This window comes from Pseudomonas sp. FW300-N2A2 (assembly GCF_017351735.1).
Classification (GTDB): Bacteria; Pseudomonadota; Gammaproteobacteria; order Pseudomonadales; family Pseudomonadaceae; genus Aquipseudomonas; species Aquipseudomonas migulae.
Genome location: NZ_JACNDU010000006.1, coordinates 14246 through 39793, shown reverse-complemented (window position 1 = coordinate 39793; position 25548 = coordinate 14246). Strand labels below are relative to the sequence as shown.

The window sequence follows — 25548 nt, the reverse complement described above, 5'->3', positions numbered from 1 at the left end:
CCCATGACTCAGACTTCCATCACTCGTAGCTGGGTTGCCTCCGCCAACGGCCATGTCGACTTCCCCCTGCAAAACCTGCCGCTGGGCGTGTTCAGCGTGAAGGGCTCTGCGCCGCGCAGTGGCGTGGCGATTGGCGAACACATCTTTGATCTGCAAGCGGCACTCGACGCCGGCCTGTTCGACGGCGCTGCAAAAGCGGCGGTCGAAGCCACCCGTGGCGGTCAGCTCAATGCGTTTTTCGAACTCGGCCGCGAGGCTCGTGTTGCCCTGCGTGAGCGCTTGATCGAACTGTTCAAGGAAGGCAGCACCCTGCACGGCAAGATCGAAGCCCAAGGTGCAAAACTGCTGCCGCTGGCGGCGAACTGCGAGATGCACCTGCCGGCGAAAATCAACGATTACACCGACTTCTACGTCGGCATCGAGCACGCGCAAAACGTCGGCAAACTGTTCCGTCCCGACAACCCGCTGCTGCCGAACTACAAGTACGTTCCGATCGGTTACCACGGCCGCGCATCGACCATTCGCCCGTCCGGCACCGACGTTCGCCGTCCGAAAGGCCAGACCCTGCCGGCCGGTCAGACCGAACCGACCTTCGGCCCGTGTGCACGGCTGGACTACGAACTGGAACTGGGCATCTGGATCGGCCAGGGCAACGACATGGGCGACTCGATTCCCATCGGCGACGCCGCCGATCACATCGCCGGTTTCTGCCTGCTCAACGACTGGTCGGCGCGGGATATCCAGGCGTGGGAATACCAGCCTCTGGGGCCGTTCCTGTCGAAGAGTTTCATTACCAGCATCTCGCCATGGGTGGTGACGGCCGAAGCGCTGGAGCCGTTCCGTCGTGCGCAACCGGCGCGTCCGGAAGGCGATCCGCAGCCGCTGCCTTACCTGTTCGACAAACGTGACCAGGCCGCGGGTGCCTTCGACATCGAACTGGAAGTGCTGCTGCTGACCGAAGGCATGCGCGAGCAGAACCTGCCGGCCCATCGCCTGACCCTGAGCAACACCCGACACATGTACTGGACCGTGGCGCAAATGGTCGCGCACCACAGCGTCAACGGCTGCCAGTTGCAGGCCGGCGATCTGTTTGGTTCGGGCACTTTGTCGGGGCCGGAAAACGGTCAGTTCGGCAGCCTGCTGGAAATCACCGAGGGCGGTAAAAAGCCGATCGAACTGGCCTCCGGCGAAGTGCGTAAATTCCTTGAGGACGGCGACGAAATCATCCTGCGCGCCCGTTGCAGCCGCGACGGTTTTGCCTCCATCGGTTTCGGCGAATGCCGCGGCAAAGTGCTGCCGGCGCGTTAAGAGGAACGGGTCATGGAACTCTATACCTACTACCGTTCGACTTCGTCTTACCGGGTGCGTATCGCCTTGGCGTTGAAGGGCCTGGATTACCGGGCGCTGCCGATCAACCTGATCGCGCCGCCGGGCGGTGAGCATCGCCAGCCACCGTACCTGGCGATCAATCCGCAAGGCCGGGTGCCGGCCTTGCGCACCGACGAAGGCGAGTTGCTGATCCAGTCACCGGCGATCATCGAGTACCTGGAGGAACGTTATCCACAGGTGCCGCTGCTGTCCAAAGACCTTGCCGCTCGCGCGCATGAGCGCGGTGTGGCGGCGGTGATTGGCTGCGACGTGCATCCGCTGCACAACGTCAGCGTGCTCAACAGGCTGCGGCAGTTGGGCCACGATGAACCGCAGGTGGTCGAGTGGATCGGGCACTGGATCAGCCAAGGGTTGGCGACGGTGGAACAGTTGATTGGTGATGAAGGTTATTGCTTCGGCAATGAACCGGGGCTGGCGGATGTGTACCTGATTCCGCAGCTGTACGCGGCTGAACGTTTCAACATTTCGCTGGAGGCATACCCACGGATTCGTCGAGTGGCGACGCTGGCGGCGACGCATCCAGCGTTCATGAAAGCGCACCCGGCCAATCAGCCAGACACTCCTTGAAAACATCACACCGCCCCCTGTAGGAGCAAGCTTGCTCGCGATGAACGATGACGCGGTGTTCCTGACTGACCGCGGCGTCTCAATCGCCAGCAAGCCGGCTCCTACAGGTTCAAATACCGCACAATTCCCTGTAGGAGCGAAGCTTGCTCGCGAAGAACGATAACGCGTTGTTCCTGATGGACCGCGGCGTTTGAATCGCCAGCAAGCTGGCTCCTACAGGTGCAATTGCCGCACAATTCCCTGTAGGAGCGAAGCTTGCTCGCGAAGAACGATAACGCGTTGTTCCTGACTGACCGCGGCGTTTGAATCGCCAGCAAGCCAGCTCCTACAGGGTCAAATACCGCGCAGTTTTTTGTAGGAGCCGGCTTGCCGGCGATGAACGATAACGCGGTGTTCCTGACGGACCGCGGCGTTTGAATCGCCAGCAAGCCGGCGCTTGCAGGTGTTCAGTGGACGATTGAGTTGGGGGGCAGGTGGCCGAGTCGTTCGGTCAGGCGGATCCGCTGGATCGGGTCGTCGCTGAGCAGCAGCGCATGCTCCAGATCGAAACGCTCGGCGTTCGGGCAGTCCAGCCGCTGGTAAAGGCTGGCCCGGGCCAGGTAATCGGAGGCGCTGGCGTTGCCCAGTTCCAGCACACGTTCGGCGTCGATCAACGCGCCAATGTAGTCATCGTGGGAAAGGTGCAACTGGCGCAGGTTGCGTGATAACCGCTGGAGCATTTGCACCGGCTCGGCCGTCAGCAAATGTTCGGCGCTGAGTTTCATGTTCGGGCCGTACTGGCGTTGCAGCAGTTCCCGGCAATCGTTGGGGTACAACCGTCGACCGCCGCAAGGGTCCAGCAGGTGATCGGCCCCCGGAACCCGCAGCAGGAAATGCCCTGGGAAGTTGACCCCGACCAGGGGGATTTCCAGGCCTCTGGCCAGTTCCAGTGCAATCAGGCCCAGGGCCAATGGCTGGCCACGTCGGCGCTCCAGCACTTTGTCGAGCAAGGCCACTTGCGGTCGCAATGGCGTGAAATCGTCCTGGGCGTATCCCAGATCATTCAGGCGTCGCAACAGCGGCTGGGCCAGCTCGCTGACCGGCAACATCGGCAAGCCGTAACTGACGCGTTGTTGCAGGTCCTTGAAATTTGCCAGTACCGCCTGCGGATCCACCTCTTTATCGTGCTCGACGGCAATCCACAGCGCCGCTTCGAACAGCGCGGGCGGTGATCGTTGCAGGCAGTCGAAAAAGCGTTGGCGGGGCGTCATCAAAATCTCCGGGACATGCCTCGTTTTAGCCTCCCCTGCGGCATTCGTCCAGTGCCGCGCAGGTTATGTCCGAAAGCCTGAATGGCGGCGCCGCTTATTCCGGTGCGCTTCTGCAAATTTTGGGCGCAAGCCTATACTGGCGACTACAAGAAGTGATTCGGGAGCCCCTACGATGTTCGCTCTCATGCAAAGCACTCGCCTTGAATCGCTGCATCTGAGCGTCGACTCGGTCACCGGGTTGAAGGCGGTCATTGCTATTCATAACAGCCGTCTGGGGCCTGCCCTGGGCGGGTGTCGTTACCTTGCCTATCCAAGCGACGAGTCCGCGGTCGAGGATGCCATTCGTCTGGCTCAAGGCATGAGTTACAAGGCGGCACTGGCCGGCCTGGCTCAGGGTGGCGGCGTGGCGGTGATTGTTCGACCGGTCCATGTGGAAAACCGCGCCGCGCTGTTCGAAGCGTTCGGGCGCTGCATCAATCAGCTCGACGGGCGCTACATCACGGCCATCGACAGCGGTACCTCAGTGGCGGACATGGATTGCATCGCCCAACAGACCCAGCACGTCACCAGCACCACTTCGGCGGGCGACCCGGCGCCTCACGCGGCGATGGGCGTATTCACCGGCATTCGTGCCACCGCCATGGCCCGCCTGGGCAGCGACAACCTCGAAGGCCTGCGCGTGGCCATTCAAGGCCTGGGCAATGTCGGTTATGCCTTGGCCGAGCAGTTACACGCTGCCGGTGCCGAACTGCTGGTCAGCGACATCGATCACGGCAAAGTGCAACTGGCGATGGAGCAACTCGGCGCTCACCCGATTGCCAACGAGGCGTTGCTCAGCACGCCCTGCGATATTCTCGCGCCGTGCGGCCTCGGCGGCGTGCTCAACAGCAACACCGTTACGCAACTGCGATGCTCGGCAGTGGCCGGTTCGGCGAATAACCAACTGACTCATCTGGATGTCGCGGATCAACTGGAACGGCGAGGCATTCTTTATGCGCCGGATTATGTGATCAATGCCGGCGGGCTGATTTACGTGTCGCTCAAACACCGTGGCGAAGAGCTGACGACCATCACCGCACACTTGTCGAAAATCAGCTCACGGCTGACCGAAGTGTTCGCCCATGCCCAGGCTGAGAAACGTTCCCCCGCCCGAGTGGCGGACGAGTTGGCGGAGAAAGTCTTGTACCGGTAAAGGCTCGCCGCGTCCTTCACCTCGCTGGCAAATTCTAAAGACCTGACTACGCTGCAAGCGGGATGGCGCAACGCCACCCGCCCGGTTGATGAGGGCCTGCCAGCGTCTGGGCAATCATGACTGGCGCACTGCTTTTTCGTGATTTCAAGGAGCGAATCATGTCTTCCAGTTCTTCTCTCACCTGCAATTTCACGATCAACTCCAGCCTTGATATTGGCGTGTCGTTTGTCAGCGACGATAACGGCGCCAATTACGGCGGGCAGATCACTATTTTCACCCCCGGCACCGCAGGTCCGGTGAGCACCGGTTTATGGGACAACGACGGCAACGTCTTCTTCACCCTCTACCAGTCTGAAAACCCGGCCATCAACTGCGTTATCAATTCGGGATCGACGCCCGGTTCCTGGGACCCCTACGTGGAGGTCGCCCAGCAAAATGGCCTGATCTGCACCATCACCGGCCCGGTGCAGCAGCCCGGTGAAAACACGTTTGGTTATACCCTCAATGTCGCGCAGGGCACGGGCGTTGGTCAGGGTGCCGTTACGGGACAGGCAGCAGGATCGCCGACGCCGCAATACGTTGCGCGAATGACGCTTCCTGCAGGCGGTAAAGAGGCGTGGACGCTGATCATGCAGGGCAATACCCCGGTGCCCGATGAAATCAGTGTTGGCTCGCCGGTCGTCATGGCGTGGGCGCGGTTTGACGACGGGACGCAGGTCGCCGGCGGTGTCTACAAATCGGCCACCCCGACAGACTACAACGTCAAGTTCATGTGGGTGCTGGACGCCGACGGTAATCAGTACCCCGGTTGGCCCATCGATGTCAGCGATCACGAGGACTTCCTCAACAATGGCTACCTGTTTTCACTGACGCCTGACAGTGAAGAGGTCTACCTGTTGAACGTCGTTGAACAGCCATGGGTGAAATCATGAGCACTTCTTACACCTTCTCCGTCAGCCTGTTCGACGCGAGCGCCAACCCGAACGGGTTGCAGGTTTGGCAGAGCGGCACGTTGACGTTCGACACCGATTCGGTGACGGGCGCATTGGCGCTACCGGATTTCTACCAGGATCCGATCCCGTACGAGGGAAGCACCGTATCGCCAGCAACGTTGGCGGGCACGATCATCGAGGCCTCGGGCAAAAGTGCCGAGGCACAGATCACCTTCACAGTGACCTATAACTTTGATGGTTTCCTTTACAACGGTAGCTATGTCGGCGGTTTGATCAGCGTGCTCGACTACGCTGCGCAAGAAACGTATCTCTACGTCATCCAGGGACTTTCTCCGCAGTCGCCATGGGGTGCGTCAGTACGTGGAAGCTCGACAGCTGCAGACGAGCGAACGCCGCGAACGGTTTGAGCCGCGTTTTTCGCAGGCATGAAAAAGGCCCTGAGTCATTCGACTCAGGGCCTGTTCAATTCGGGTGTTGCTTACTTCGGCGTTTTAGCGGCTTTGGCTGGCTTGGTCGGCTCAGCTGTTTCTGCCACTTCAACCTGTTCCGCGACTTCAACAGGCGCGCTCAGCAGCTCGGACAACGCATCCGGCTGGCTCTTGAACGCCTTGGCGAACACATCGCGATTCTTCGCCATGTAGATCCCGGCTTCTTCCACTTGCTGCTCGGTCAGGGACGGAACGGCTTTTTGCAACACTTCAGCCAGCAATTCGGCCAGTTCGAGCATTTTGTCATGACGGTCAGCTTCGGCTTTATCCATGAACAAGCGCTCCAGATCTCGGCTGCTGCGGTATACCACTTCGACGGCCATTCACCACCTCACATGCCTTCACGATAGTTGTCTGTTTCGACCACTGTGTTTTTATACAGCGAAAAGGATAAGCGAATCCCTGCGCTTTGGGTAGTGGCTTTTTAATGTAGACCGAAATCAGCGTTTGTTCAGTTGAATCGTGGCGTTCCCTTCGCGGGCAAGCCTCGCTCCTACAGGGCAATACCGCTAGGTAGGAGCGAGGCTTGCCCGCGAAGGCGCCCGTCCAGACACCACAAAAGTGTCCACTGGCAGCCTATCGCCATCTCACCATCAACCTCTGGCCTTTTTTCTGCATGCAGAACAACCGTCACGTCCAACCCGCATCATCCGCTCGAACCGAGCTAAGGAAGAATCATCGTGAAAATCAACTGGGCCGAGAACCTGCGGCAGAACGTGCACCAACTGGCCGAATCCCTGGGCAATCTGTTCGTCGAGACTTTCCACTACCTGGCGTTGTTCGCCATCGGTGCGGTGACCGCGTGGGCGGCGGTGATGGAGTTTCTGGGGATGATCGAAGCGGGGCACATCAAGATCGACGACATCTTGCTGCTGTTCATCTACCTCGAACTGGGCGCAATGGTCGGGATTTACTTCAAGACCAATCACATGCCGGTGCGTTTCCTGATCTACGTGGCGATCACCGCGCTGACGCGGTTGTTGATCTCCAACGTCTCGCACCACAATCCGCCGGACCTGGGCATCATTTACCTGTGCGGCGGGATTCTGCTGCTGGCGTTTGCGATTCTGGTGGTGCGTTACGCCTCGTCGCAATTCCCTTCGGTGAAGATCGAACACCCGCAACGCAAGACCGGTGCGGGTTCCGGTGAGCATCCCGAAGTGGAGAAGGGCGAGATTTAAAACCGCATGGCGGGGCGCGGGTGGGCTTTGGTCGATGGCGGCGGCGGGGTGCGATTGTCGCTGTCGGTCATGGCTTCGAGGATGGTCATTGCGCTGTGACCCTGCTCGATGGCGATGCCGAATTGAATACTTTGCACCAGGCGTTTGAGGCGCTTGGGGTCATTGCGTTGTTCGGCGCTGATCATTCGCTTGGCCACGACGCGGCCGCTGTTGGAGAGGGTCAGCATGATGCTGCCGTCCAGCCCCTGAATGCTCAGGTTGATCTGGTAATCCGGTGCAAAGGCATCGGTAATGAGCTGAAAAGGGTTGTCCATGATGCGTCACCGCCTGATTGAACGTGCAGTTGTTGACCGGCCATGATCGGGTTGGTTCGCAACACCGGACCATTGGCCTGTCGCTCGCTGAGGTTTTCAAACATCCTTTTTGCCTCGTCAGGGATGTAGCAAGGGGCATGCCGGAAAGATTGTCGAACAATGTAGGAGCGAGCTTGCTCGCGATGTTCGTCAACGATAACGCGTGTTTACCGGGTAAACGTGGCGCTCTGAAGTCCATCGCGAGCAGGCTCGCTCCTACAAGAACGTTGCCCGTTTCAGGGCATGAATGAGTAGATGATCGCAGACAGTGCAATCAGACCGATCAACACCACGAACACGTTCGACGCCTGGCCCGAATACTGGCGCAAAGCCGGCACGCGGCGGATGGCGTACATCGGCATCAGGAACAACAGGCACGCAATGATCGGCCCGCCGAGGGTTTCGATCATGCCGAGGATGCTCGGGTTGAAAGTGGCCACGGCCCAGCAGCTGAGGATCATGAACAATGCAGTCATGCGGTTCAGCCAGCTCGCCGACATCACCCGGCCACGGCCACGCAGGCTTTTCACGATCAGGCCCTGAAAGCCTTCGCTGGCGCCGATGTAATGGCCGAGGAAGGATTTGGTGATCGCCACCAGCGCAATCAGCGGCGCGGCGTAGGCAATGACCGGGGTCTGGAAGTGGTTGGCCAGGTACGACAGGATCGAGATGTTCTGTGCCTTCGCCGCCGCCAGATCAGCCGGGGACAGGGCCAGCACGCAGCTGAAACAGAAGAACATCACGGTCACCACCATCATCCCGTGGGCAATGGCGAGGATGCCGCTGCTCTTGCGCTCGGCCTGCTCGCCGTACCGCTGCTTCTGATCGACAGCGAAGGCGGAGATGATCGGCGAATGGTTGAACGAAAACACCATCACCGGGATCGCCAGCCACAGCGTTTTGAAGAACAGCGGCATCGGCATGCCGTCACCGGCGGTGGCGAAGAACGCGCCGTTCCAGTTCGGAATCAGACTGATGCCGAGCAGCAGCAACGCCGCGACGAACGGGTAAACCAGCACGCTCATGCATTTGACGATGACGCCCTGGCCGCAGCGGACAATCGCCATCAAACCAAGGATCAGCCCCAGCGACAGCACCGCCCGAGGTGGCGGGGTGATGTGCAACTGGTGCTCCATGAAACTGCTGAGGGTGTTGGTCAGCGCCACGCTGTACACCAGCAGAATCGGGAAGATCGCGAAAAAATACAGCAGCGTGATCAGCTTGCCGGCACCGATGCCGAAGTGTTCTTCCACCACTTCGGTGATGTCCCCGGAGCGTCCCGACAGCACGAAGCGAGTCAGGCCGCGGTGGGCGAAGAAGGTCATCGGAAACGCCAGCACCGCCAGGATCAGCAGCGGCCAGAAGCCACCCACGCCGGCGTTGATCGGCAGGAACAGCGTGCCGGCGCCAATCGCCGTGCCGTAGAGGCCCAGCATCCAGGTGGTGTCGTGTTTGCTCCAACCCTTGTGGGCTGTTTCTGTATTGCGTGTCAGGTCTACAGCAGGATTATCGGCAGCAGGTGTACGTACATCGGTCATCGTTATTGGCCTCGTTATTATTCTTGCTCGGGCTCACGTGTTGCGGACGGTCGGGAATGCTCCTCAGCACTCCACCCAGCTGACAGCCAGGCCGCCCCGTGAAGTCTCTTTGTATTTGTCGTGCATGTCGGCGCCGGTATCGCGCATGGTGCGGATCACCCGGTCCAGGGAAATGAAGTGTTTGCCGTCGCCGCGCAGGGCCATTTGCGTGGCGTTGATCGCCTTCACGGCCGCGATGGCGTTGCGCTCGATACACGGCACTTGCACCAGGCCGCCGACCGGGTCGCAGGTCAGGCCCAGGTTGTGTTCCAGGCCGATTTCGGCGGCGTTTTCCAGTTGCTCGGGCGTGGCGCCCAGTACGTCGGCCAGACCGGCGGCGGCCATGGCGCACGCCGAACCGACTTCGCCCTGACAGCCGACTTCGGCGCCGGAGATCGAGGCGTTTTTCTTACAGAGAATGCCTACGGCCGCGGCGCCCAAAAAGAACGCAACGACGTCATCGTCCGACGCGTCCGGGTTGAATTTCATGTAGTAGTGCAGGACGGCGGGAATGATCCCGGCCGCGCCGTTGGTAGGCGCGGTGACCATCCGTCCGCCGGCGGCGTTTTCTTCGTTCACGGCGAGGGCAAACAGGTTCACCCATTCCATCGCCGACAGTGTCGAAGTGATGACATTCGGCTTGCCGATTTCCAACAGGCTGCGGTGCAATTTCGCTGCGCGGCGCGGAACATTCAGACCGCCGGGCAGGATGCCTTCGTGGCGTAAACCCTGCTCGACGCACTCGCGCATCACCGACCAGATGTGCAGCAAGCCCTGACGGATTTCGGCTTCGCTGCGCCAGGCCCGTTCGTTGGCCATCATCAACTCGGAAACCCGCAGGCCATGCTGATTGCAGAGCTTGAGCAATTCGGCGGCGCTGGAAAAATCGTACGGCAGCACCACGTCGCTGGTCGGCGCGATGCCGGACTCAGCTTCGGCCGCTTCAATGATGAAACCGCCGCCGATCGAGTAGTACGTTTGCTCCGACAGCTCACCGGTGTCTCCGAAAGCTGTCAGCGACATGGCGTTGGGGTGGTAGGGCAGGCTCTCGTCGAGCAGCAGGAGATCGCGTTGCCAGTTGAAGGCGATTGTTTTTTTGCCGGCGAGATTCAGTTCGCCGGTCTCGAGCAGTGTTTTGATGCGGCTGTCGATGCTGGTCGGGTCGATGCTGTCCGGCCATTCGCCCATCAGGCCCATGACGCAGGCGCGGTCGGTGGCGTGGCCGACGCCGGTGGCGGAAAGGGAGCCGTACAGGCGGATTTCCACTCGGCGTACGGCGTCCAGCAAATGCTGGTCAATCAGTGCCTGGGCAAAGGTCGCGGCGGCGCGCATCGGGCCGACGGTGTGAGAACTGGACGGACCGATGCCGACTTTGAAAAGATCAAAAACACTGATAGCCATGCTAAAGCCTATACAAGCAATGGAAGAGAAATCGCTGCCATTTTTGTAGGACAAGCGCAATGTCGGCGATACTGCCTACCTCGGTCCTACGTGACCAACGAAACTTCCTAAGACAGCCTTTAGCAGGACTAAACAATGAGTCGCCAATTGCACGCCCAGACTTACGTCTGGCTGCACGTGTTTTCCTGTGCCGCACGGCACTTGTCCTTCACCCGCTGCGCCGAAGAACTGCACATCACGCCGGGGGCGGTCAGTCAGCAGATCCGACAACTGGAAGAGCGGCTGGGGTTTCGACTGTTCCACCGGCGTGCCCGAGGCGTGGAGTTGAGCGCGCAAGGCCAGCGACTGGCCATTACGGTCAACGAGGCTTACGGCAGCATCGACGCGGAATTGCGACGACTGGACGCGGGAATGATCAGCGGAATTCTGCGGGTACGGTCGATTCCATCGTTCCTGAGCAAATGGCTGACCCCGCGTCTGCCGCGCTTGCAGCAGCGTTTTCCGGACATTCAGCTGCGCCTGGTGGCCGAGGACAGCAGCGTGCCGTTGCATGAGGGCGACTTTGACCTGGCCATCGACCTGAACGACGGCAGCTACCCTGGCTTGTTATCCACAACCTTGCTCGACGAACAGATCTTCCCGGTGTGCGCGCCGAGTCTGTTGCGCGGGCGGCCGCCGTTGCATGGCCCGGCAGACCTGTCGCACTTTCCGCTGTTGCACGACATTACGGCCTGGCGCGGCAGTTACGAGTACGCGGAGTGGGAGTTCTATCTCAACGCCATCGGCTTCGAAGGCGCGGACGTGCGGCGCGGGCACACGTTCAATCGCAATCACCTGACCATCGAAGCGGCGATTGCCGGCATGGGCGTGGCGATTGCGCGGCGAACGCTGTTGAACGATGAGCTGGAGCGCGGGACGTTGATTGTGCCGTTCGGTCTGGCGGTGCCCAATCACAAACGTTACGTGTTGCTGTATGCGCCGGGGGCGCTGAGCCATCCGGGCGTGCGCGCAGTACATGACTGGCTGGTAGAGGAGGCGGGTATTTTTCGCAGCCTGCACCCGCTGGCGGAGCGGCAGATGTGAGTAATTATGACAAAGAAGTGAAGCGACCCAACTCCCGACCTTAACAGCGCTTTTGCTCCTTGTCCGGCTTTTTTTGCGTATGAAAATTTATCTTTTTTCAGGGGTTGAATTGTTCGTCGTACAGACCGATTGTGTAACCAAGAGGTCACGGTGATGACGCCCAAGGGCCAGCCGAGGGGCCTCTCGCGAGCTAGCTGAAATAAGGGATGAACTATGCAAATCCAAGTCAACAGCGATAACCATATTCAAAGCAGCATCCGACTGGAGGAGTGGGTACGTACTACCATTGAGAGCACGCTCGAACGTTATGAAGAGGACCTGACACGCGTCGAGGTCCATCTGCGGGACGAGAACGGCGACAAGCCCGGTCCCCATGATTTGCGCTGCCAGCTGGAAGCGCGGCCAAAAGGCCACCAACCGATTTCTGTCACCCATAAAGCCGAAAACCTGGAACTGGCGATCGACGGTGCGGCTGAAAAACTCGAACATGCACTGGAACATCTGTTCGGCAAACTGCGGGGCAAACCACGTGCCGCTGTGGTGCCGTTTGAGAGGCGTGCAGCCGATGCGCTGCTGGAAGACGAGTTTCTCGAGAATGAACAGGCTGCACAAAACGGCTGACGCCTGATTTAACGTCCCAACGAAAAACGGGCCTGCATTGCAGGCCCGTTGTTGTTTGTGCCGATTATCGCGGCGCCGCGATTCCTTGTAGGAGCGTGGCTTGCCCGCGAAGAGGCCCGGAAATCCAGCGCATATGTCGCTCGTTAAATCGCCTTCGCGGGCAAGCCTCGCTCCTACAGGGGTGAATTGCAGCGAGGCTGTTCAGTTTCAGATCAGAACGCCACCGACGTCTGCACATACACCGTCCGCGGTTCCCCGACGTACTTGCCCTTGTTGTTGTCATCGAACGAGCGTGTGAAGTACTGGTGGTTGAAGATGTTTTTCACCCCCACCGCCACATTCAAATCCGACAACTTCGGCCCGAAGTCATACGCCGCGCGGCTGCTGAACAGCATGTAGCCAGGAATCGTGCCCGTGCTGCCGTCGGCACTTTCTTTCGACGTATTGGCGTTGTCGGCAAACTGGTCGCTCTGATAGCTGCTGTCCAGGTTCAACTTCCACGCGCCTTCGGTGTAACCGACGCCCACGGTGCCCTTGTGTTTCGAGGAGAACGGCACACGATTGCCCTTGTTCGGCCCGTCTTCGCGGATGGTCGCGTCCACATAGGCGTACGTGGCGTAGACATCGAAACCGGCCAGTGCCGGGCTCACATCATCGAGTGCGTAGTTGACGCTGGTTTCGATGCCCTGATGGCGAGTCTCGCCCCGAGCGATCACCGAATCGTTGGTCTGATTACTTTCGTACTGATTGTCGAAGTTGATCAGGAACGCGCCGATTTCCGCGCGTAACGCACCGTTGTCGTAGCGGGTGCCCAGTTCCCAGGTGCGCGCTTTTTCCGGTTTGACTTCGCCGCTGGTCACGCGGTTTGGCATCTGGCTGTATTGCACGCTGCCGAACGAACCTTCGGTGTTGGCGTAGAGGTTCCAGCTGTCGGTCAGGTGATAGAGCACGTTCAGCGCCGGCAGGGCGGTGTTGTAGTCGCCCTTGTACTTCTCGTTCGTCAGGTTGTTGGTCTGTTGCGATTCGATCATTTCGTAGCGGATACCCGGCGTCACCGTCCATTTGCCGATGTCGATCCGGTCATCGATAAAGAACGCGTTGGCCTCGGTGCCGCCGCGTGTATCACGATCGTTGCGGCTGTTGGTGGTCGGGTATTGGTTGCTGGCAATCGGCGTGCGATAGCGCAGTTCGTGGCCGGCCTCGTTGATGTAGCGATAGCCGACACCGACTTCATGGCTGGTCGGGCCAACATCAAAGCCTTGGGCGAAGCGGGTTTCCAGGCCACGTACCCAGTACTCGCGCGGTGACAGCGACAGGAACGTGCCCTGATCCAGATAGCCGCTGCGCAGGGTTTTGGTGAAGAAGGTGTTAGCGGTGAATTCGCGGCGATCTTCCTGATAGCGATAGCCGAAGTTGAACATCGTCCGGCGGCCCCAGAACTGATCTTTCGGGCGGGTCGACTGGTACGGATCGGCATCATAATCGGCAACGTTCAGGCCACCGGGCATGTCGGCCTTGCCTTCGTAATACTGGGCCATGGCGTTGAAGCTGTTGGCGTCGTCGAGCTGGTATTTGCCTTTGAGAATCAGGTCGTCGATCTCGGTGTCGCTGTGTTCACGCCAGTCGCCACCGCGTGTGCCGGAATACAACAACGCGCCGCCCAGGCCATTGTCGCCAGTGCCGCCGGCCAGCAGGTTGCCGGTGGTCTTGAAACCGTCGTGGCTGGAGGAGGGGCTGGTTTCGGTCTGGAAACCGCCTTTCACCGTGGGCTCGTCGGGAATCGCGCGGGTCACGAAGTTGACCACGCCGCCGACGTTTTGCGGGCCGTAACGCACCGCGCCGCCGCCGCGCACCACGTCGACCGCGTCCATGTTGCCCATGCTGATCGGCGCGAACGACAACTGTGGCTGACCGTAAGGCGCGAAGGGCACCGGGATGCCATCCATCAACACCGTCGAGCGCGATGCCAGGCGCGGATTGAGACCACGAATCCCGAAGTTCAGTGCCATGTCATGGCTGCCGGTGCCATTGTTGTCCGGCGCGTTGACGCCGGGGATGCGGTTGAGCACGTCCCTGGCCTGGGTTGCGCCCTGGCGTTCGAACTCCTCGCGGCGGATCACGTCACGCGCGCCGGGATGCTCGAAGACGTTGATTTGCTGCGCATCGCCGAGCCAGTCGCCGACCACTTTGGACGTGTCCAGCTCCAGCGCAGCATTGCCCACCGGTTGCAGGCTGAACGCGTTGTTGCCTTCGGCGCGGGCCTGCAGGCCGGTGCCTTCGAGCAAGGCGTTCAAGCCCTGTTCGGCGGTGTAGTTGCCCTCCAGGCCACGACTCTGCACACCGCTGGTGACTTGCGAGCCAAACGAAATCAACACGCCGGCTTCACGGCCGAACTGGTTGAGGGCGTTTTCCAGCGACGATGGCGCGATGTGGTACGGCTTGGCATCGTCTGCGTGGGCGAGTGGCAACGCGCCGAAGCTCAGGCTGGCGCCCAGCAAGAGTTGGCGCAACGTGCGGGCCAGCGGGGTGAGGCGGGTGGGGTGCATGGAGGACGATCCTGAGAAGGTGGAATCAAGGTGGCTTTCTTTCTCTGTCACGCCAGATCTGAAAAACGGCTCACGGTTGTGTGAATATTTTTGGGGGCTCTCGCAAGCAACCCCGCTGCCACAGGATTTCTGAACAAACACCGTAACTGTAGGAGCCTGGCTTGCCGGCGAAGGCGGTGTATCAGACAGACCGCGGCGTGCCGATCGTCGGAACGCCGCCCGCAGCAAGCCGGCTCCTACAAGAGTCAGGCGCGCGATTCGACGGTTACCCAATACCGCGTAAAGCGCTTCACCTTCACCGGCAAACTGATTTCCAGCAGATCCAGAATCCGCTCGCTGTCGTCCAGTGGATAAGTCCCGGAGATCAACAAGTCCGCAACTTTCGCATCGCAATTGAGCTGCCCGCGACGATAGCGGCCAAGTTCCTCAAGGAAATCCCCGAGGCGCATGTGCGCAGCCACCAGCATGCCGTCGGCCCAGGCGCCGCTGTTGGCGTCCAGAGGCACAGGGTTGCCGATTCCGCGAGCATCAAAACTCAACTGCCGGGCGCTTTGCAGTACCCAGGGAGAACCGCCATCAGGCGTCAATTCGACATGGCCTTCAAACACCGCGACCTGAGTGCGATCCGCAAGCTGCCGAACGTTCAGGCGCGCCCCTTCGGTTTTCAACAAGCCTTGTGCCGTGCGCACTTGAAACGTTTTGGACGTCGTCAGCAGCATCTCGCCTTCAAGCAAACGGATCAGCCGTTGCTGACCCTCGACCCGCACATCCGCCGAACTTGCGGTATTGAGTTGCAATTGGCTGCCGTCTGCGAGCGCGATCTTGCGCCGCTGGCCAATGGGGCTGCGGTAGTCGGCCAGCAACGGTGGCAGCAGGTTGTGCTCGCGCATGCCCCAGGTGACGGCCGAACCGGCACCAAGAATCAGCAACAACTTCAGCGCCTGACGCCGGCTGCTGGACGTCGGTGCATTCAGGGCCGCATGCGCCAGCGGCGAAGACAAACCGCGCAGGCGCTGGTTGACCCGCTGAATATGCTCCCACGCCCGTTGATGCTCGCTGTGCGCATCGAGCCATTGCTGCCAGGCGTTTTGCTGGCGCGGGCTCAACGGCCCTTGCTGCATTTTCATCAACCACTGCACCGCCTGCTCGGCGACTTGCGGTGAAAAATCCGGGGTGCCGTTCATAGGGCGAAGTAGCAGCGCATCGCCGCTTTATTCAGGTGCCGCTTGACCGTGGCGATGGAAATCCCCAGCTCGGTGGCGATTTGTGGATACGTCAGGCCATCGACCTGGGCCAGCAGAAATGCGCGCTTGACCAGGCGCGGCAAACCGTCGAGCAACTGGTCCAGCTCCATCAGGGTTTGCAGGATGATCGCCCGTTCTTCTTCCGACGGCGCGACCCTTTCCGGCATCTGCGCCAGGGCGTCGAGGTAGGCGCGCTCCAGATCCAGACGGCGGTAATGATTGGACAGCACGCGTTTGGCGAGGGTGGTAAGGAACGCTCGCGGCTCGATGATCTGCGGCGTGTCTCGTGCGGTCAGCACCCGCATGAACGTGTCCTGGGCCAGATCTGCCGCGCTGTCCGGGCAGCCGAGCTTGCGCCGCAACCAACCGGTGAGCCAGTTGTGATGGGCGTGATAGAGGACTTCGACGGTGTGGGCTGGCTGCAACGGTAACTCCGAGCGCGGTTTAATGCGTTAGAGAACAAGAATTGTTCGCATTGTAGAGGCGAGAACCCGCTCCGGCAATCGGCGCTGATCGTATCTCTTTTGCGTATGAGAATATTTATCATTAATATTGCGACCCTGGCCTCGTGATTTTCCCCAGGCCTCACCGGTTTCAAGGTCGAAACATGAAAGTAATCCCCGTGTCCTATCGATTGGCCGTCACCTCCCGGGTGCTGGCCGCCGTGCTGGGCGGCTACATCGTTGCGGCGCTGGCCAGTGTCAGCCTGACGCTGTGGGTGCCCATGGCCCGCGCCGACGCCGTGGTGACCGGGATGATGACTTCGTTTCTGGCCTACCTCGGCGCAGTGATCTGGTGCTTCGCCTGCCGCAGCGCATGGCGGGCCTGGCTCGGGTTGATCGTGCCAAGCCTGGTGCTGGCGGCGATTTCGGGCCTCGCGTACTGGATGGGCCGCACATGAAAGAGGGCTTTCGTCAGGCCATGGCCTGGTTGCACACTTGGGCCGGGTTGATCTTCGGCTGGTTGCTGTTCGCGATTTTCCTCACCGGCACACTCGCGTATTTCAAGGACGAGATCAGCCACTGGATGCAGCCGGAAATCCCTGCGCGTTCGGTGACTTCCGAAGCCAGCCTGACCGTGGCGCAAAACTACCTTCAGCAACACGCCCCGGGAGCCTCGCGCTGGCTCATCGACCTGCCCGATGCCCGCGAACCCGGCCTGTCGGTACGCTGGCAGCAAACCCCGGCCAAACGTGGCGAACGCGGCCAGTTCACAGAAAAACTCCTCGACCCGCAAACCGGCGCCGAAGTGCAGGGCCGGGCAACCACCGGCGGCGAGTTTTTCTACCGTTTCCACTTTCAGCTGCAAATGCCTTATCCGTGGGGCCGCTGGTTGTCGACCATCGCCGCCATGGTGATGTTCGTCGCGCTGATCAGCGGGATCATCACCCACAAGAAAATCTTCAAGGACTTCTTCACCTTCCGCCCGCGCAAGGGCCAGCGTTCCTGGCTCGACGGGCACAATGCGGTGGGTGTGCTGGTGCTGCCGTTTCACCTGATGATCACCTACAGCAGCCTGGTGATTTTCATGTCGATGGTGATGCCGGCGAGCATTCTTGCCGCGTACAACGGTGATGCGCGGGCGTTTTACGATGAGGTGTTCCCGGCTTCCACGGCTCCGGAGCGTGCGGACAAACCGGCGCAGTTGGCGCCGCTGGCACCGCTGCTGGAAAAGGCGCGCGAGCAGTGGTCGGGCGGGCGCGTCGGGCGGCTGACGGTGAACAATCCGGGCGACGCGAATGCCTCGGTGGTGCTCGTGCGTGATGGCGCGGACCGCGTGGTCCACGACTTCGGCCGCGCGGTGACCTTCAACGGCGTGACCGGGCAATTGCTCGGCACGACCCCGGAGCAATCGCTGCCGAGGGCGATTGCCGGCAGTTTCTATGGTTTGCACATGGGCCATTTCGCCGGCCCGGTGCTGCGCTGGTTGTACTTCATTTGCGGGTTGGCCGGCACGGCGATGATCGGCACCGGGCTGGTGATCTGGCTCGGCAAGCGTCAGCTCAAACACGCGAAAAGTGCGGTGATGCCGTTCGAATTGCGACTGGTGGAAGTGCTGAACATTGCCAGCATGTCCGGGTTGATGGTGGCGGTGGCGGCGTTCTTTTGGGCCAATCGGGTGTTGCCGGTCGACATGGCCGGACGTGCGGATTGGGAGGTGAACAGCTTCTTCATCGTCTGGGGTTTGAGTGTGCTGCATGCCATGGTCCGCCGGGGCCGCACGGCGTGGATCGAGCAATTGGCACTGGTGGCATTGCTGTTTGGCGCGATGCCGCTGCTGAACGCCATGACCACGCCGTTTCACTTGGGAAACACGCTGGCCCAGGGCGATTGGGCGATGGCCGGTTTCGATCTGACGTGCCTGGGCAGCGGTGTGTTTTTCGCCTGGGCTGCGTGGAAAATGCAGCGTTCGGGACAGGCCAGGATCGTCATCCGGCAGCGTGCACAACCGATCACCTTTGAGCGAGAGGCGAACTGAATGTTGCTGTCGCTGTTGCTCTGTTACGGCGGTTTCACCGCACTGTGTTTATCGATGGATCGGCATCACGCCGAACTGTTGGGCGGCAAGCCGACGGCCCGTCGTCGTCGGTTATTGAAACTGGGTGGCTGGCTGTTGCTGGTCTTGTCTCTGTGGGCGGCGGTGTCTTCGACCGGCTGGGGACTTGGCCTGGTGGAATGGTGTGCGGTGTTGATGCTCAGCGCGTTGCTGCTGGTGCTGTTGATGCCGTATCGCCCGCGCCTGGCGCTGTCGATGGCTGCATTGAGCCTGCTCGTCAGCCCCGTTGCCGCGTTTGCGCAGTACTGACCCGATGATGACTAGCCCTCCGGATTCCCATGACGACGAACCTCGCGGAGCACGTGCGCATTTCCTGCAAGTGTTCTTGTCCCAGCGTTCGCAGATGGAAGCGCTGGTGAACCGTCGCGTCGGCTGTCGGGCAACGGCGGCGGACCTGGTGCAGGATTTGTTTTTGCGCTTCTGGCGCCGGCCGCTGGTGCAGGTCGAAGAGCTCAGCACCTACCTGTTGCGTTGTGCCGGCAACATTGCCATCGACCACTTGCGCAGCGAAGGCACGCGGGTGCGGGTCACTGAAGGCTGGCAACCGGATCAACCGGACAGCCACGGCAGTGAGCCGCAAGCCGCGCTGGAAGCCGGCAACGATTTGCGCCATGTCGAAGCGGCGTTGCGTGCGTTGCCCGAGCGCACGCGGCAGATCTTTTTGCTCAATCGCATCCATGGCCGCAAATACGCCGAGATCGCCAAGGCCATGGGTTTGTCCCAAAGCGCCGTGGAAAAACATATGATGCGCGCCCTCGAAGCCTGCAAGGCCAGCCTGCGGGACCCCGAACCGCGCACGCCAGGGAAAGCACCGTGAATCACATCGAACGCGTCACCCCGACGCCCGCTCAGGAACAGGCCGCTTTCGCCTGGCTGAGTCTGCTGCATGACCAGCCGAGCAGCGGTGATCAGGCTACTTTCAGCCATTGGTTGCAGGCCGACCCCGCGCATGCCGAGGCCTATGCCCAGGCGCAAGTGGTGTGGGAATTGAGCGAAGGCCCGGCGCGGACGCTGGCCAACGAAGACGCGTTTGCCTTGCAGGGTTACCTCAACGCGATGAATCGCTCGCGGCGCAGCAGCGTTCGGCGCTGGTCTGGAGCGCTGGCAATGGCGGCGTGCCTGTTGTTGATGGTCAGCCTCGGTTCAGGCTGGCAACCGATGCGCTGGGTGGATGATCTGGGCGCTGACTATGTGTCGGCGCCGGGGGAAGTTCGCACCGTCACGCTGGCGGATCAATCGCAGGTCACGCTGGATGCCGACAGCGCCATCGCGGTGGATTTCAGTCGCGGTGAGCGTCACGTGCAGTTGCGTCGCGGCGCCGGATTTTTCAGCGTGACGCACACCGGCGAGCCGTTTGTGGTTGAGGCTGAAAAGGGCCAGGCGCGGGTGCTGGGGACGCAGTTTGAAGTGCGTTTGCAACCTCACGGCGCGCAAGTGACGGTGTTGTCCGGCCGGGTCGGCGTGACGGCAGACAAGCATGCCGAGCAGCAGGTTCTGACCGCCGGCCAACAAGTGGCTTACGGCGAAGGCACGGCGGAAAAACTCCATGCCGTGGACAGCGAAGCGCAGTTGGCGTGGCGTCAGGGTTGGCTCAATTACTACAAGGCGCCACTGGCTGACGTGGTGCAGGATTTGCGACGTTACTACCCGGGGCGGATTGTGCTGCTCGACGATGAGCTGGCGGCGCGGCGGGTCAGTGGCAGTTTTCCGAGCAAGGATCCGCAGGCGGTGTTGAGTTCGTTGCAGGGGGTGATGGGGTTTGAGCAGCATGCCGTGGGGCATTTGATTATTTTGCGTTGAGGCGTCCGGCCTCTTCGCGGGCAAGCCTCGCTCCTACGGATCACACTGCCCTGTAGGAGCGAGGCTTGCCCGCGAAGGCGTCAAATCAAACACCCCATCACTCAAATAAAAATATTTTCAAAATGATGGTGAGGTAAACCCAAGCCCCATCCGTGTAGTGACTGAAACTGCGAGTCATTCGCATCCGTAGCGGTTCTACACAGGTCATGAGCAATGAAGTCCAGGGCAAAATCGGGTTCGGTCAAACAGTGGTTGGGCGCTTCGGCGCTGAGCATTTCGGCATTGGCATTGCTGCCATTGAGCGTGGCATTGGCCGCTGAAGCGGGCACGACGCAGCAGCGCACGCAGTTCAGCTTCGCGATGGCCGCCAAACCGCTGCCCCAGGCCCTGAGCGACTTCAGCCGGATCACCGGCATCAGCGTCGTCTACACCGATGAAGCGCCGTACGGCATGACCGCGCCAGCGGTCAGCGGGCAGATGAGCGCCGAACAGGCGATCCAGCGTTTGCTCAGCGGTTCGGGCTTGACCTTCCGTCGCACCGATGCGCACACCATGGCGCTGGAACCGCAGCCTACCGAAGGCGCCTTGAACCTCGGCGCGACCACCATCACCTCGGTGATGGATCAATCCATGAGCTACCAGCCGCCGCCGACCAGTTCGGTGATGCGCTCTTCGGCCTTGCTCCAGGAAATCCCCCAGACCGTCAACGTCATCCCGGCCCAAGTCATTCGCGATCAGGCGCCGCGCAACCTCGACGACGCGCTGGCCAACGTCAGCGGCATCACCCAGGGCAACACGCTGGGCAGCACCCAGGATTCGGTGATGACCCGCGGTTTCGGCGACAACCGCAACGGCTCGATCATGCGCGACGGCATGCCGGTGGTGCAGGGCCGTGGTCTCAACGCCACAGTCGATCGGGTCGAAGTGCTCAAGGGCCCGGCCTCGTTGCTCTACGGCATCCAGGACCCGGGCGGCGTGGTCAACATGGTCAGCAAGAAACCTGAACTGGAACAGTACAACGCGTTGACCGTGCGTGGCTCGACGTACGGCGACGGCAAAAACGGCAGCGGCGGCAGCTTCGACAGCACCGGCGCGCTCGGTGATTCCGGGCTGGCCTACCGCATGGTGCTCGACCACGAAGACGAAGATTACTGGCGCAATTTCGGCACCCACCGCGAGACGCTGGTGGCGCCGTCCCTGGCCTGGTTCGGTGAAAGCACCAAGCTGTTGTTCGCCTACGAACACCGTGAATTCCTGACCCCGTTCGACCGTGGCACGCTGATCGATCCACGCGACAACCACCCGCTGGACATCTCCCGCGAGCGTCGCCTGGACGAGCCGTTCAACAACATGGAAGGGCGTTCGGACCTCTATCACTTCGAGGCCGACCACGAGCTCAACGACAACTGGAAAGCGCACTTTGGCTACAGCTGGAACCGTGAAACCTACGACGCCAGCCAAGTGCGCGTTACCGCCATCGACACCAAAAAAGGCACGCTGACCCGCAGCATGGACGGCACGCAAAACGCGATCAGCACCGACCGCTTCACCACGGCCAGCCTCGAAGGCAAAGTGAATGCGCTGGGCATGCAACATGACCTGGTGTTCGGCGTCGATGACGAGTACCGCAAGATCTACCGCGAAGACCTGATCCGCCAGAAAAGCCTGACCACCTTCAGCTACCTCAACCCGGTCTATGGCCGTGAAGTCGCCGGCACCACCGTCAGCCCGGCGGACAGCGCGCAGACCGATCTGCTGCGCAGCGATTCGCTGTTTCTGCAGGACTCGATCCACCTCACTGACCAGTGGATTCTGGTGGCCGGCGGCCGTTTCCAGGAGTACGACCAGTACGCCGGCAAAGGCGTGCCGTTCAAGGCCAACACCGACAGCAACGGCCAGAAATGGGTGCCGCGTGCCGGCCTTGTCTACAAGTACACCGACGCGTTGTCGTTCTACGGCAGCTACACCGAATCGTTCAAACCGAACTCGACCATCGCCCCGTTGAGCGGCAGCAGTACCGTGCTCGACGGCAGCATCGCGCCGGAAGAAGCCAAGTCCTGGGAAGTCGGCGCCAAGCTGGATATTCCGGGGCGTGTGACGGGTAACGTCGCCCTGTTCGACATCAAGAAACGCAACGTGCTGGTGGCCAATGCCGAAGGTCCGGTGACCCTTTACAGCGCCGCCGGCGAAGTGCGTTCCCGGGGGCTGGAAGTGGACCTGAGCGGTCAGCTCAGCGATCGCTGGAGCATGATCGGCAGCTATGCCTACACCGATGCCGAAGTCACCGAAGACCCGGACTACAAAGGCAAAAAACTGCAAAACGTGGCGAAGAACACCGGCTCGCTGTCGGCGGTCTATGACTTCGGCACCATCGTTGGTGGGGATCAGTTGCGGGTCGGCGCGGGCGCGCGATATGTCGGTGAGCGGGCGGGTAACGCAGTGAACGATTTTGATCTGCCGAGCTACACCGTGGCCGATGCATTCGCCACCTACGACACCAAGGTCGAGGGGCAGAAGGTCAAGTTCCAGCTCAACGTGAAGAACCTGTTTGACCGCACTTACTACACCTCGGCGGCGAGCCGGTTCTTTGTGTCGATGGGGGATTCGCGGCAGGTTTCGTTGTCCAGCACCTTGGAGTTCTGACGGTAGACCGTGTCATCGTTCATCGCGAGCAGGCTCACTCCCACATTTGAAATGCATTCCCCTGTGGGAGCGAGCCTGCTCGCGATGGCGGCCTTACAGGCGCAGAAAATCTGAGGACTACCGCAAAAACGCCTGCCGATACTCGCCAGGCGTCCCACCGAGAACCTGCCGAAACCGATTGGTGAAATGACTCGCACTGGCAAACCCGCACGCCAATGCAATCTCCCCCAACGGCTGCGATGTCGAACGCAATAACTCCCGCGCCCGACTCAATCGCCTTGCCAACACATACTGATGTGGCGGCAAACCAAAGCTCTCCCGGAACATCCGCGCAAAGTGATACTCCGACAGCGCACACAACCCCGCCAACTGCCCGAGGCTGATGGCTTCGGCCAACTGATTGTCGATGAACTCGACCAGTTGCCGGCGCTGGTGCGCCGCCAATCCGCCCTTGAGCCGCAAGCCGTCGCGCATCCCGACCTGGCCGAGTAACACGTGGCTGAGCATTTCATGGGCGAGGCTGCTGGTCAGCAGGCGTTCGCCGGGTTCATTCCAGTTGAGCGTGAGCATCTGGCGAAAGCGCCGGGCTTGCTGCGGGTCGTCGAGAAAAGTCCCTTCGCGCAACTGCAATTCGCGAGGTTCGCGGTCCAGCAGCGTGACGCAACCGAGGGCGAACTGTTCCGGGCTGAAATACAGATGGGCCAGGCGAATGTCGCCATTGATCACCCAGCCTGACTGATGGTCGGCCGGCAGAATGCACAGTTTGTCCGGACCGCCCTTGGTGCCGGGCTGATCGCGGCGAAAAGTGCCGGTGCCGCCCGCGATGTAACAGGACAAGGTGTGATGGCTCGGCGCTTCGTAGTCCTGAGCGTCGTGATGGTTGCTCCACAAGGCTGCAGCCATGCCGTCACCGAGCTCGGCGCTGTGCTCGAGGCGAGCATTGGGCGAGCGGTTGAGGGCTTGAAAGACTTGCAGTGATTCCAGTGCGGGCATGATCGTTTCTCCAACGCTTCGCATCCTACTCCGTAGACGTTGGCCTGCCAGCCTCTGCGCCGACAAAAGCGCAAGTTTATGCAAGTGCGAAAAAGCTTGGCGCAGGACACTGGGCACCTATTGAGGAGCCTTCGCCATGAACCTTTCGCTGTATTTGCTGACCGTGCTGATCTGGGGCACCACCTGGATTGCCTTGAAATGGCAACTGGGCGTGGTGGCCATTCCGGTGTCGATCGTCTATCGCTTCGGCCTCGCCGCGCTGGTGCTGTTCGTGATGCTGTTGCTCAGCCGCAAGCTGCAAGTGATGAACCGTCGCGGACACCTGATCTGCCTGGCGCAGGGCCTTTGCCTGTTTTGCATCAACTTCATGTGCTTCCTGACGGCCAGCCAATGGATCCCCAGTGGCCTGGTAGCCGTGGTGTTTTCCACTGCCACGCTGTGGAATGCCCTGAATGCGCGGGTGTTCTTCGGCCAGAAAATCGCCCGCAACGTCCTGTTGGGTGGCGCGCTCGGTTTGTTCGGGCTGGGGTTGCTGTTCTGGCCGGAGCTGGCCGGCCACACCGCCAGCCCGGAAACCTTGCTGGGCCTGGGCCTGGCCTTGTTGGGCACGCTGTGCTTCTCGGCGGGCAACATGCTGTCCAGCCTGCAACAGAAGGCCGGGCTCAAGCCGCTGACAACCAATGCCTGGGGCATGGCCTATGGCGCGGCGATGCTGTCGGTGTGGTGCCTGGTCAAAGGCATTCCGTTCGAGATGGAATGGAATGCGCGTTACATCGGCTCGCTGCTGTACCTGGTCATTCCGGGGTCGGTGATCGGCTTCACCGCCTACCTGACGCTGGTCGGGCGCATGGGCCCGGAGCGCGCAGCCTATTGCACGGTGCTGTTCCCGGTGGTGGCGCTCAACGTCTCGGCGTTTGCCGAAGGCTACCAATGGACCGCGCCGGCGCTGATGGGCCTGGTGTTGGTGATGCTGGGCAACGTGCTGGTGTTTCGCAAACCCAAGGCACCGGCGGTGCAGGGGAGCGGCAAGCTGGCTTGAAGACGTTTTGGATCTAGTGCTTGTGTACTCAGCGCTCGATCCGGATGGCCACATAGATCATTAGCGGCATGATGAAATCAACAATATGTCGGGCCCAGTCTTTATAGTTCCACTGTTGTGATTCATCCATGTTGAACCATTCGACACCCACCACCTGAAAACACACGTAGTAGATAAATACGGCAATCAGCAAGCCAATCAGTGCATATTTCTTTGCCTCGTGAAACTTTTTGGCACTGGTGTTTATATTCTTGAATAGTTGGTAAGTGCCCATCATGCAAAAGGCGGTGAAGAGGACTTCGAGTGTAATGATCAGCCAGTAAATCCTGTGATGGGCCATGGGGGAGGTAATGGCGCGATAACCGTATTTCTCGCCCTCGCGGGTGGTGTCCATGCTGAGGATGTGGGCGATGTATTCGTAGTTGGAAGGGTAGTCGGTGAAGTTGCTAAACAACATTAAAAAACCAAAGAAGCTTATAAATAGCATCAATGTGGCTTTGCTGATTCTAATTGTTTGCTCGGTCGTCAAGTGGTTCAAGGTAATAGTTCTCCAGAACGGGTTCCCGTCAGGGCGGGTAAGTAAGGAGAGTCTATAGCGAAGTGTATTTGTTGAGGGGTGGACTAAATTACAAGTTGTGTATTTGTTGTGTTGTAATGTGTGAGGCTTAGTTG

At 60.5% G+C, this 25548-nt stretch carries 24 protein-coding genes and 1 pseudogene; 15 read left to right on the top strand and 10 right to left on the bottom strand.

Going from position 1 to position 25548, the window contains the following annotated elements:
- Positions 1 to 3 precede the first annotated feature (3 nt).
- Both fahA and maiA read left to right on the top strand, forming a co-directional pair.
- Positions 4 to 1308 carry a fumarylacetoacetase gene (gene fahA / locus J4E42_RS10950; RefSeq protein WP_207285257.1) on the top strand — a complete coding sequence of 435 codons (1305 nt, stop codon included), beginning with the start codon at positions 4 to 6 and terminating at the stop codon, positions 1306 to 1308.
- A 12-nt stretch (positions 1309 to 1320) separates the two neighbouring features.
- Positions 1321 to 1956 carry a maleylacetoacetate isomerase gene (maiA, locus tag J4E42_RS10945; protein WP_207285256.1) on the top strand — a complete coding sequence of 212 codons (636 nt, stop codon included), beginning with the start codon at positions 1321 to 1323 and terminating at the stop codon, positions 1954 to 1956.
- Between the two features lie 446 nt (positions 1957 to 2402).
- Here the strand turns inward: maiA and J4E42_RS10940 are convergent, their stop codons facing one another.
- Positions 2403 to 3206: a SirB1 family protein gene (locus J4E42_RS10940; RefSeq protein WP_008025317.1), complete on the bottom strand. Its 804-nt coding sequence runs from the start codon at positions 3204 to 3206 to the stop codon at positions 2403 to 2405.
- Positions 3207 to 3378: 172 nt separating this feature from the next.
- Between J4E42_RS10940 and J4E42_RS10935 the strand changes: the two genes are divergently transcribed.
- The 3 genes from J4E42_RS10935 (at position 3379) to J4E42_RS10925 (ending at position 5758) form a co-directional block, all read left to right on the top strand.
- On the top strand, positions 3379 to 4398 hold the full coding sequence (locus J4E42_RS10935) for a Glu/Leu/Phe/Val dehydrogenase dimerization domain-containing protein (protein WP_008025318.1): 1020 nt from the start codon (positions 3379 to 3381) through the stop codon (positions 4396 to 4398).
- A 158-nt stretch (positions 4399 to 4556) separates the two neighbouring features.
- A complete protein-coding gene (locus J4E42_RS10930; protein WP_207285255.1) occupies positions 4557 to 5330 on the top strand; it encodes a hypothetical protein in 774 nt (257 codons plus the stop codon).
- Entirely contained in the window at positions 5327 to 5758 is a 432-nt protein-coding gene (locus tag J4E42_RS10925; RefSeq protein ID WP_008041821.1) for a hypothetical protein, read from the top strand. The genes J4E42_RS10930 and J4E42_RS10925 overlap by 4 nt, the downstream gene beginning before the upstream one ends.
- A gap of 164 nt (positions 5759 to 5922) precedes the next feature.
- Here J4E42_RS10925 and J4E42_RS10920 read toward each other — a convergent pair.
- Positions 5923 to 6162 (bottom strand): annotated as a pseudogene (locus J4E42_RS10920) (YebG family protein); the annotation flags it as partial.
- A 357-nt stretch (positions 6163 to 6519) separates the two neighbouring features.
- Here J4E42_RS10920 and J4E42_RS10915 point away from each other — a divergent pair.
- On the top strand, positions 6520 to 7020 hold the full coding sequence (locus J4E42_RS10915; protein WP_192417342.1) for a phosphate-starvation-inducible protein PsiE: 501 nt from the start codon (positions 6520 to 6522) through the stop codon (positions 7018 to 7020).
- On the opposite strand, the gene J4E42_RS10910 is transcribed toward J4E42_RS10915, so the two are convergent.
- From J4E42_RS10910 to J4E42_RS10900, 3 genes are all read right to left on the bottom strand, one after another.
- Complete coding sequence (locus J4E42_RS10910; protein ID WP_008025323.1) at positions 7017 to 7334, bottom strand: DUF3509 domain-containing protein; 318 nt, start codon at positions 7332 to 7334, stop codon at positions 7017 to 7019. The two genes, J4E42_RS10915 and J4E42_RS10910, sit on opposite strands and share 4 nt — an antisense overlap.
- Before the next feature lie 275 nt (positions 7335 to 7609).
- On the bottom strand, positions 7610 to 8911 hold the full coding sequence (locus tag J4E42_RS10905; RefSeq protein WP_207285254.1) for an HAAAP family serine/threonine permease: 1302 nt from the start codon (positions 8909 to 8911) through the stop codon (positions 7610 to 7612).
- A gap of 63 nt (positions 8912 to 8974) precedes the next feature.
- The gene (locus J4E42_RS10900) at positions 8975 to 10351 is read right to left on the bottom strand and encodes an L-serine ammonia-lyase (protein WP_207285253.1); all 1377 of its coding nucleotides are present in this window, start codon (positions 10349 to 10351) and stop codon (positions 8975 to 8977) included.
- 135 nt (positions 10352 to 10486) lie between these two features.
- On the opposite strand from J4E42_RS10900, the gene J4E42_RS10895 reads away from it, so the two are divergent.
- Positions 10487 to 11434, top strand: a complete 948-nt coding sequence (locus J4E42_RS10895; protein WP_008041817.1) for a LysR substrate-binding domain-containing protein — start codon at positions 10487 to 10489, stop codon at positions 11432 to 11434.
- A 213-nt stretch (positions 11435 to 11647) separates the two neighbouring features.
- Positions 11648 to 12055 carry an HPF/RaiA family ribosome-associated protein gene (locus J4E42_RS10890; RefSeq protein ID WP_008025327.1) on the top strand — a complete coding sequence of 136 codons (408 nt, stop codon included), beginning with the start codon at positions 11648 to 11650 and terminating at the stop codon, positions 12053 to 12055.
- 212 nt (positions 12056 to 12267) lie between these two features.
- Here J4E42_RS10890 and fecA read toward each other — a convergent pair whose 3' ends face one another.
- The 3 genes from fecA to J4E42_RS10875 all read right to left on the bottom strand — a co-directional run bounded on the left by fecA (position 12268) and on the right by J4E42_RS10875 (position 16270).
- Positions 12268 to 14601 (bottom strand): TonB-dependent Fe(3+) dicitrate receptor FecA, encoded by a 2334-nt coding sequence (gene fecA, locus J4E42_RS10885; RefSeq protein WP_207285252.1) that lies wholly within the window; start codon positions 14599 to 14601, stop codon positions 12268 to 12270.
- A gap of 245 nt (positions 14602 to 14846) precedes the next feature.
- Complete coding sequence (locus J4E42_RS10880) at positions 14847 to 15785, bottom strand: FecR domain-containing protein (RefSeq protein WP_207285251.1); 939 nt, start codon at positions 15783 to 15785, stop codon at positions 14847 to 14849.
- Positions 15782 to 16270 carry a sigma-70 family RNA polymerase sigma factor gene (locus tag J4E42_RS10875; protein ID WP_207285250.1) on the bottom strand — a complete coding sequence of 163 codons (489 nt, stop codon included), beginning with the start codon at positions 16268 to 16270 and terminating at the stop codon, positions 15782 to 15784. Before J4E42_RS10875 ends, J4E42_RS10880 begins: the two co-directional genes overlap by 4 nt.
- A gap of 182 nt (positions 16271 to 16452) precedes the next feature.
- Here J4E42_RS10875 and J4E42_RS10870 point away from each other — a divergent pair, with 182 nt between their 5' ends.
- The 6 genes from J4E42_RS10870 to J4E42_RS10845 all read left to right on the top strand — a co-directional run bounded on the left by J4E42_RS10870 (position 16453) and on the right by J4E42_RS10845 (position 22844).
- Positions 16453 to 16746: a DUF3649 domain-containing protein gene (locus tag J4E42_RS10870; RefSeq protein ID WP_008041811.1), complete on the top strand. Its 294-nt coding sequence runs from the start codon at positions 16453 to 16455 to the stop codon at positions 16744 to 16746.
- Complete coding sequence (locus J4E42_RS10865; protein ID WP_207285249.1) at positions 16743 to 18323, top strand: PepSY domain-containing protein; 1581 nt, start codon at positions 16743 to 16745, stop codon at positions 18321 to 18323. Before J4E42_RS10870 ends, J4E42_RS10865 begins: the two co-directional genes overlap by 4 nt.
- Positions 18324 to 18650, top strand: coding sequence for a DUF3325 domain-containing protein (locus J4E42_RS10860; protein ID WP_119922357.1), 327 nt, complete (start codon positions 18324 to 18326; stop codon positions 18648 to 18650).
- Positions 18651 to 18654: 4 nt separating this feature from the next.
- Positions 18655 to 19218, top strand: coding sequence for an RNA polymerase sigma factor (locus J4E42_RS10855; protein WP_008041802.1), 564 nt, complete (start codon positions 18655 to 18657; stop codon positions 19216 to 19218).
- On the top strand, positions 19215 to 20201 hold the full coding sequence (locus J4E42_RS10850) for a FecR family protein (protein WP_207285248.1): 987 nt from the start codon (positions 19215 to 19217) through the stop codon (positions 20199 to 20201). Before J4E42_RS10855 ends, J4E42_RS10850 begins: the two co-directional genes overlap by 4 nt.
- Positions 20202 to 20414: 213 nt before the next feature.
- A complete protein-coding gene (locus tag J4E42_RS10845; protein WP_192227769.1) occupies positions 20415 to 22844 on the top strand; it encodes a TonB-dependent receptor in 2430 nt (809 codons plus the stop codon).
- 117 nt (positions 22845 to 22961) lie between these two features.
- Here the strand turns inward: J4E42_RS10845 and J4E42_RS10840 are convergent, their stop codons facing one another.
- A complete protein-coding gene (locus J4E42_RS10840) occupies positions 22962 to 23837 on the bottom strand; it encodes a helix-turn-helix domain-containing protein (RefSeq protein WP_207285247.1) in 876 nt (291 codons plus the stop codon).
- 136 nt (positions 23838 to 23973) lie between these two features.
- On the opposite strand from J4E42_RS10840, the gene J4E42_RS10835 reads away from it, so the two are divergent.
- The gene (locus J4E42_RS10835) at positions 23974 to 24876 is read left to right on the top strand and encodes a DMT family transporter (RefSeq protein WP_207285246.1); all 903 of its coding nucleotides are present in this window, start codon (positions 23974 to 23976) and stop codon (positions 24874 to 24876) included.
- Between the two features lie 28 nt (positions 24877 to 24904).
- Here the strand turns inward: J4E42_RS10835 and J4E42_RS10830 are convergent, their stop codons facing one another.
- On the bottom strand, positions 24905 to 25414 hold the full coding sequence (locus J4E42_RS10830; protein ID WP_207285245.1) for a DUF2165 family protein: 510 nt from the start codon (positions 25412 to 25414) through the stop codon (positions 24905 to 24907).
- Positions 25415 to 25548: the final 134 nt, after the last annotated feature.

Coding starts and splice junctions, on each gene's coding strand:
- J4E42_RS10835 (WP_207285246.1), top strand. CDS start 23,974: ATGAACCTTTCGCTGTATTTGCTGACCGTGCTGATCTGGGGCACCACC.
- J4E42_RS10900 (WP_207285253.1), bottom strand. CDS start 10,351: ATGGCTATCAGTGTTTTTGATCTTTTCAAAGTCGGCATCGGTCCGTCC.
- fecA (WP_207285252.1), bottom strand. CDS start 14,601: ATGCACCCCACCCGCCTCACCCCGCTGGCCCGCACGTTGCGCCAACTC.
- J4E42_RS10940 (WP_008025317.1), bottom strand. CDS start 3,206: ATGACGCCCCGCCAACGCTTTTTCGACTGCCTGCAACGATCACCGCCC.
- J4E42_RS10840 (WP_207285247.1), bottom strand. CDS start 23,837: ATGCCCGCACTGGAATCACTGCAAGTCTTTCAAGCCCTCAACCGCTCG.
- fahA (WP_207285257.1), top strand. CDS start 4: ATGACTCAGACTTCCATCACTCGTAGCTGGGTTGCCTCCGCCAACGGC.
- J4E42_RS10930 (WP_207285255.1), top strand. CDS start 4,557: ATGTCTTCCAGTTCTTCTCTCACCTGCAATTTCACGATCAACTCCAGC.
- J4E42_RS10845 (WP_192227769.1), top strand. CDS start 20,415: ATGAAGTCCAGGGCAAAATCGGGTTCGGTCAAACAGTGGTTGGGCGCT.
- J4E42_RS10935 (WP_008025318.1), top strand. CDS start 3,379: ATGTTCGCTCTCATGCAAAGCACTCGCCTTGAATCGCTGCATCTGAGC.
- J4E42_RS10865 (WP_207285249.1), top strand. CDS start 16,743: ATGAAAGAGGGCTTTCGTCAGGCCATGGCCTGGTTGCACACTTGGGCC.
- J4E42_RS10860 (WP_119922357.1), top strand. CDS start 18,324: ATGTTGCTGTCGCTGTTGCTCTGTTACGGCGGTTTCACCGCACTGTGT.
- J4E42_RS10905 (WP_207285254.1), bottom strand. CDS start 8,911: ATGACCGATGTACGTACACCTGCTGCCGATAATCCTGCTGTAGACCTG.
- maiA (WP_207285256.1), top strand. CDS start 1,321: ATGGAACTCTATACCTACTACCGTTCGACTTCGTCTTACCGGGTGCGT.
- J4E42_RS10895 (WP_008041817.1), top strand. CDS start 10,487: ATGAGTCGCCAATTGCACGCCCAGACTTACGTCTGGCTGCACGTGTTT.
- J4E42_RS10910 (WP_008025323.1), bottom strand. CDS start 7,334: ATGGACAACCCTTTTCAGCTCATTACCGATGCCTTTGCACCGGATTAC.
- J4E42_RS10855 (WP_008041802.1), top strand. CDS start 18,655: ATGATGACTAGCCCTCCGGATTCCCATGACGACGAACCTCGCGGAGCA.
- J4E42_RS10870 (WP_008041811.1), top strand. CDS start 16,453: ATGAAAGTAATCCCCGTGTCCTATCGATTGGCCGTCACCTCCCGGGTG.
- J4E42_RS10890 (WP_008025327.1), top strand. CDS start 11,648: ATGCAAATCCAAGTCAACAGCGATAACCATATTCAAAGCAGCATCCGA.
- J4E42_RS10880 (WP_207285251.1), bottom strand. CDS start 15,785: ATGAACGGCACCCCGGATTTTTCACCGCAAGTCGCCGAGCAGGCGGTG.
- J4E42_RS10925 (WP_008041821.1), top strand. CDS start 5,327: ATGAGCACTTCTTACACCTTCTCCGTCAGCCTGTTCGACGCGAGCGCC.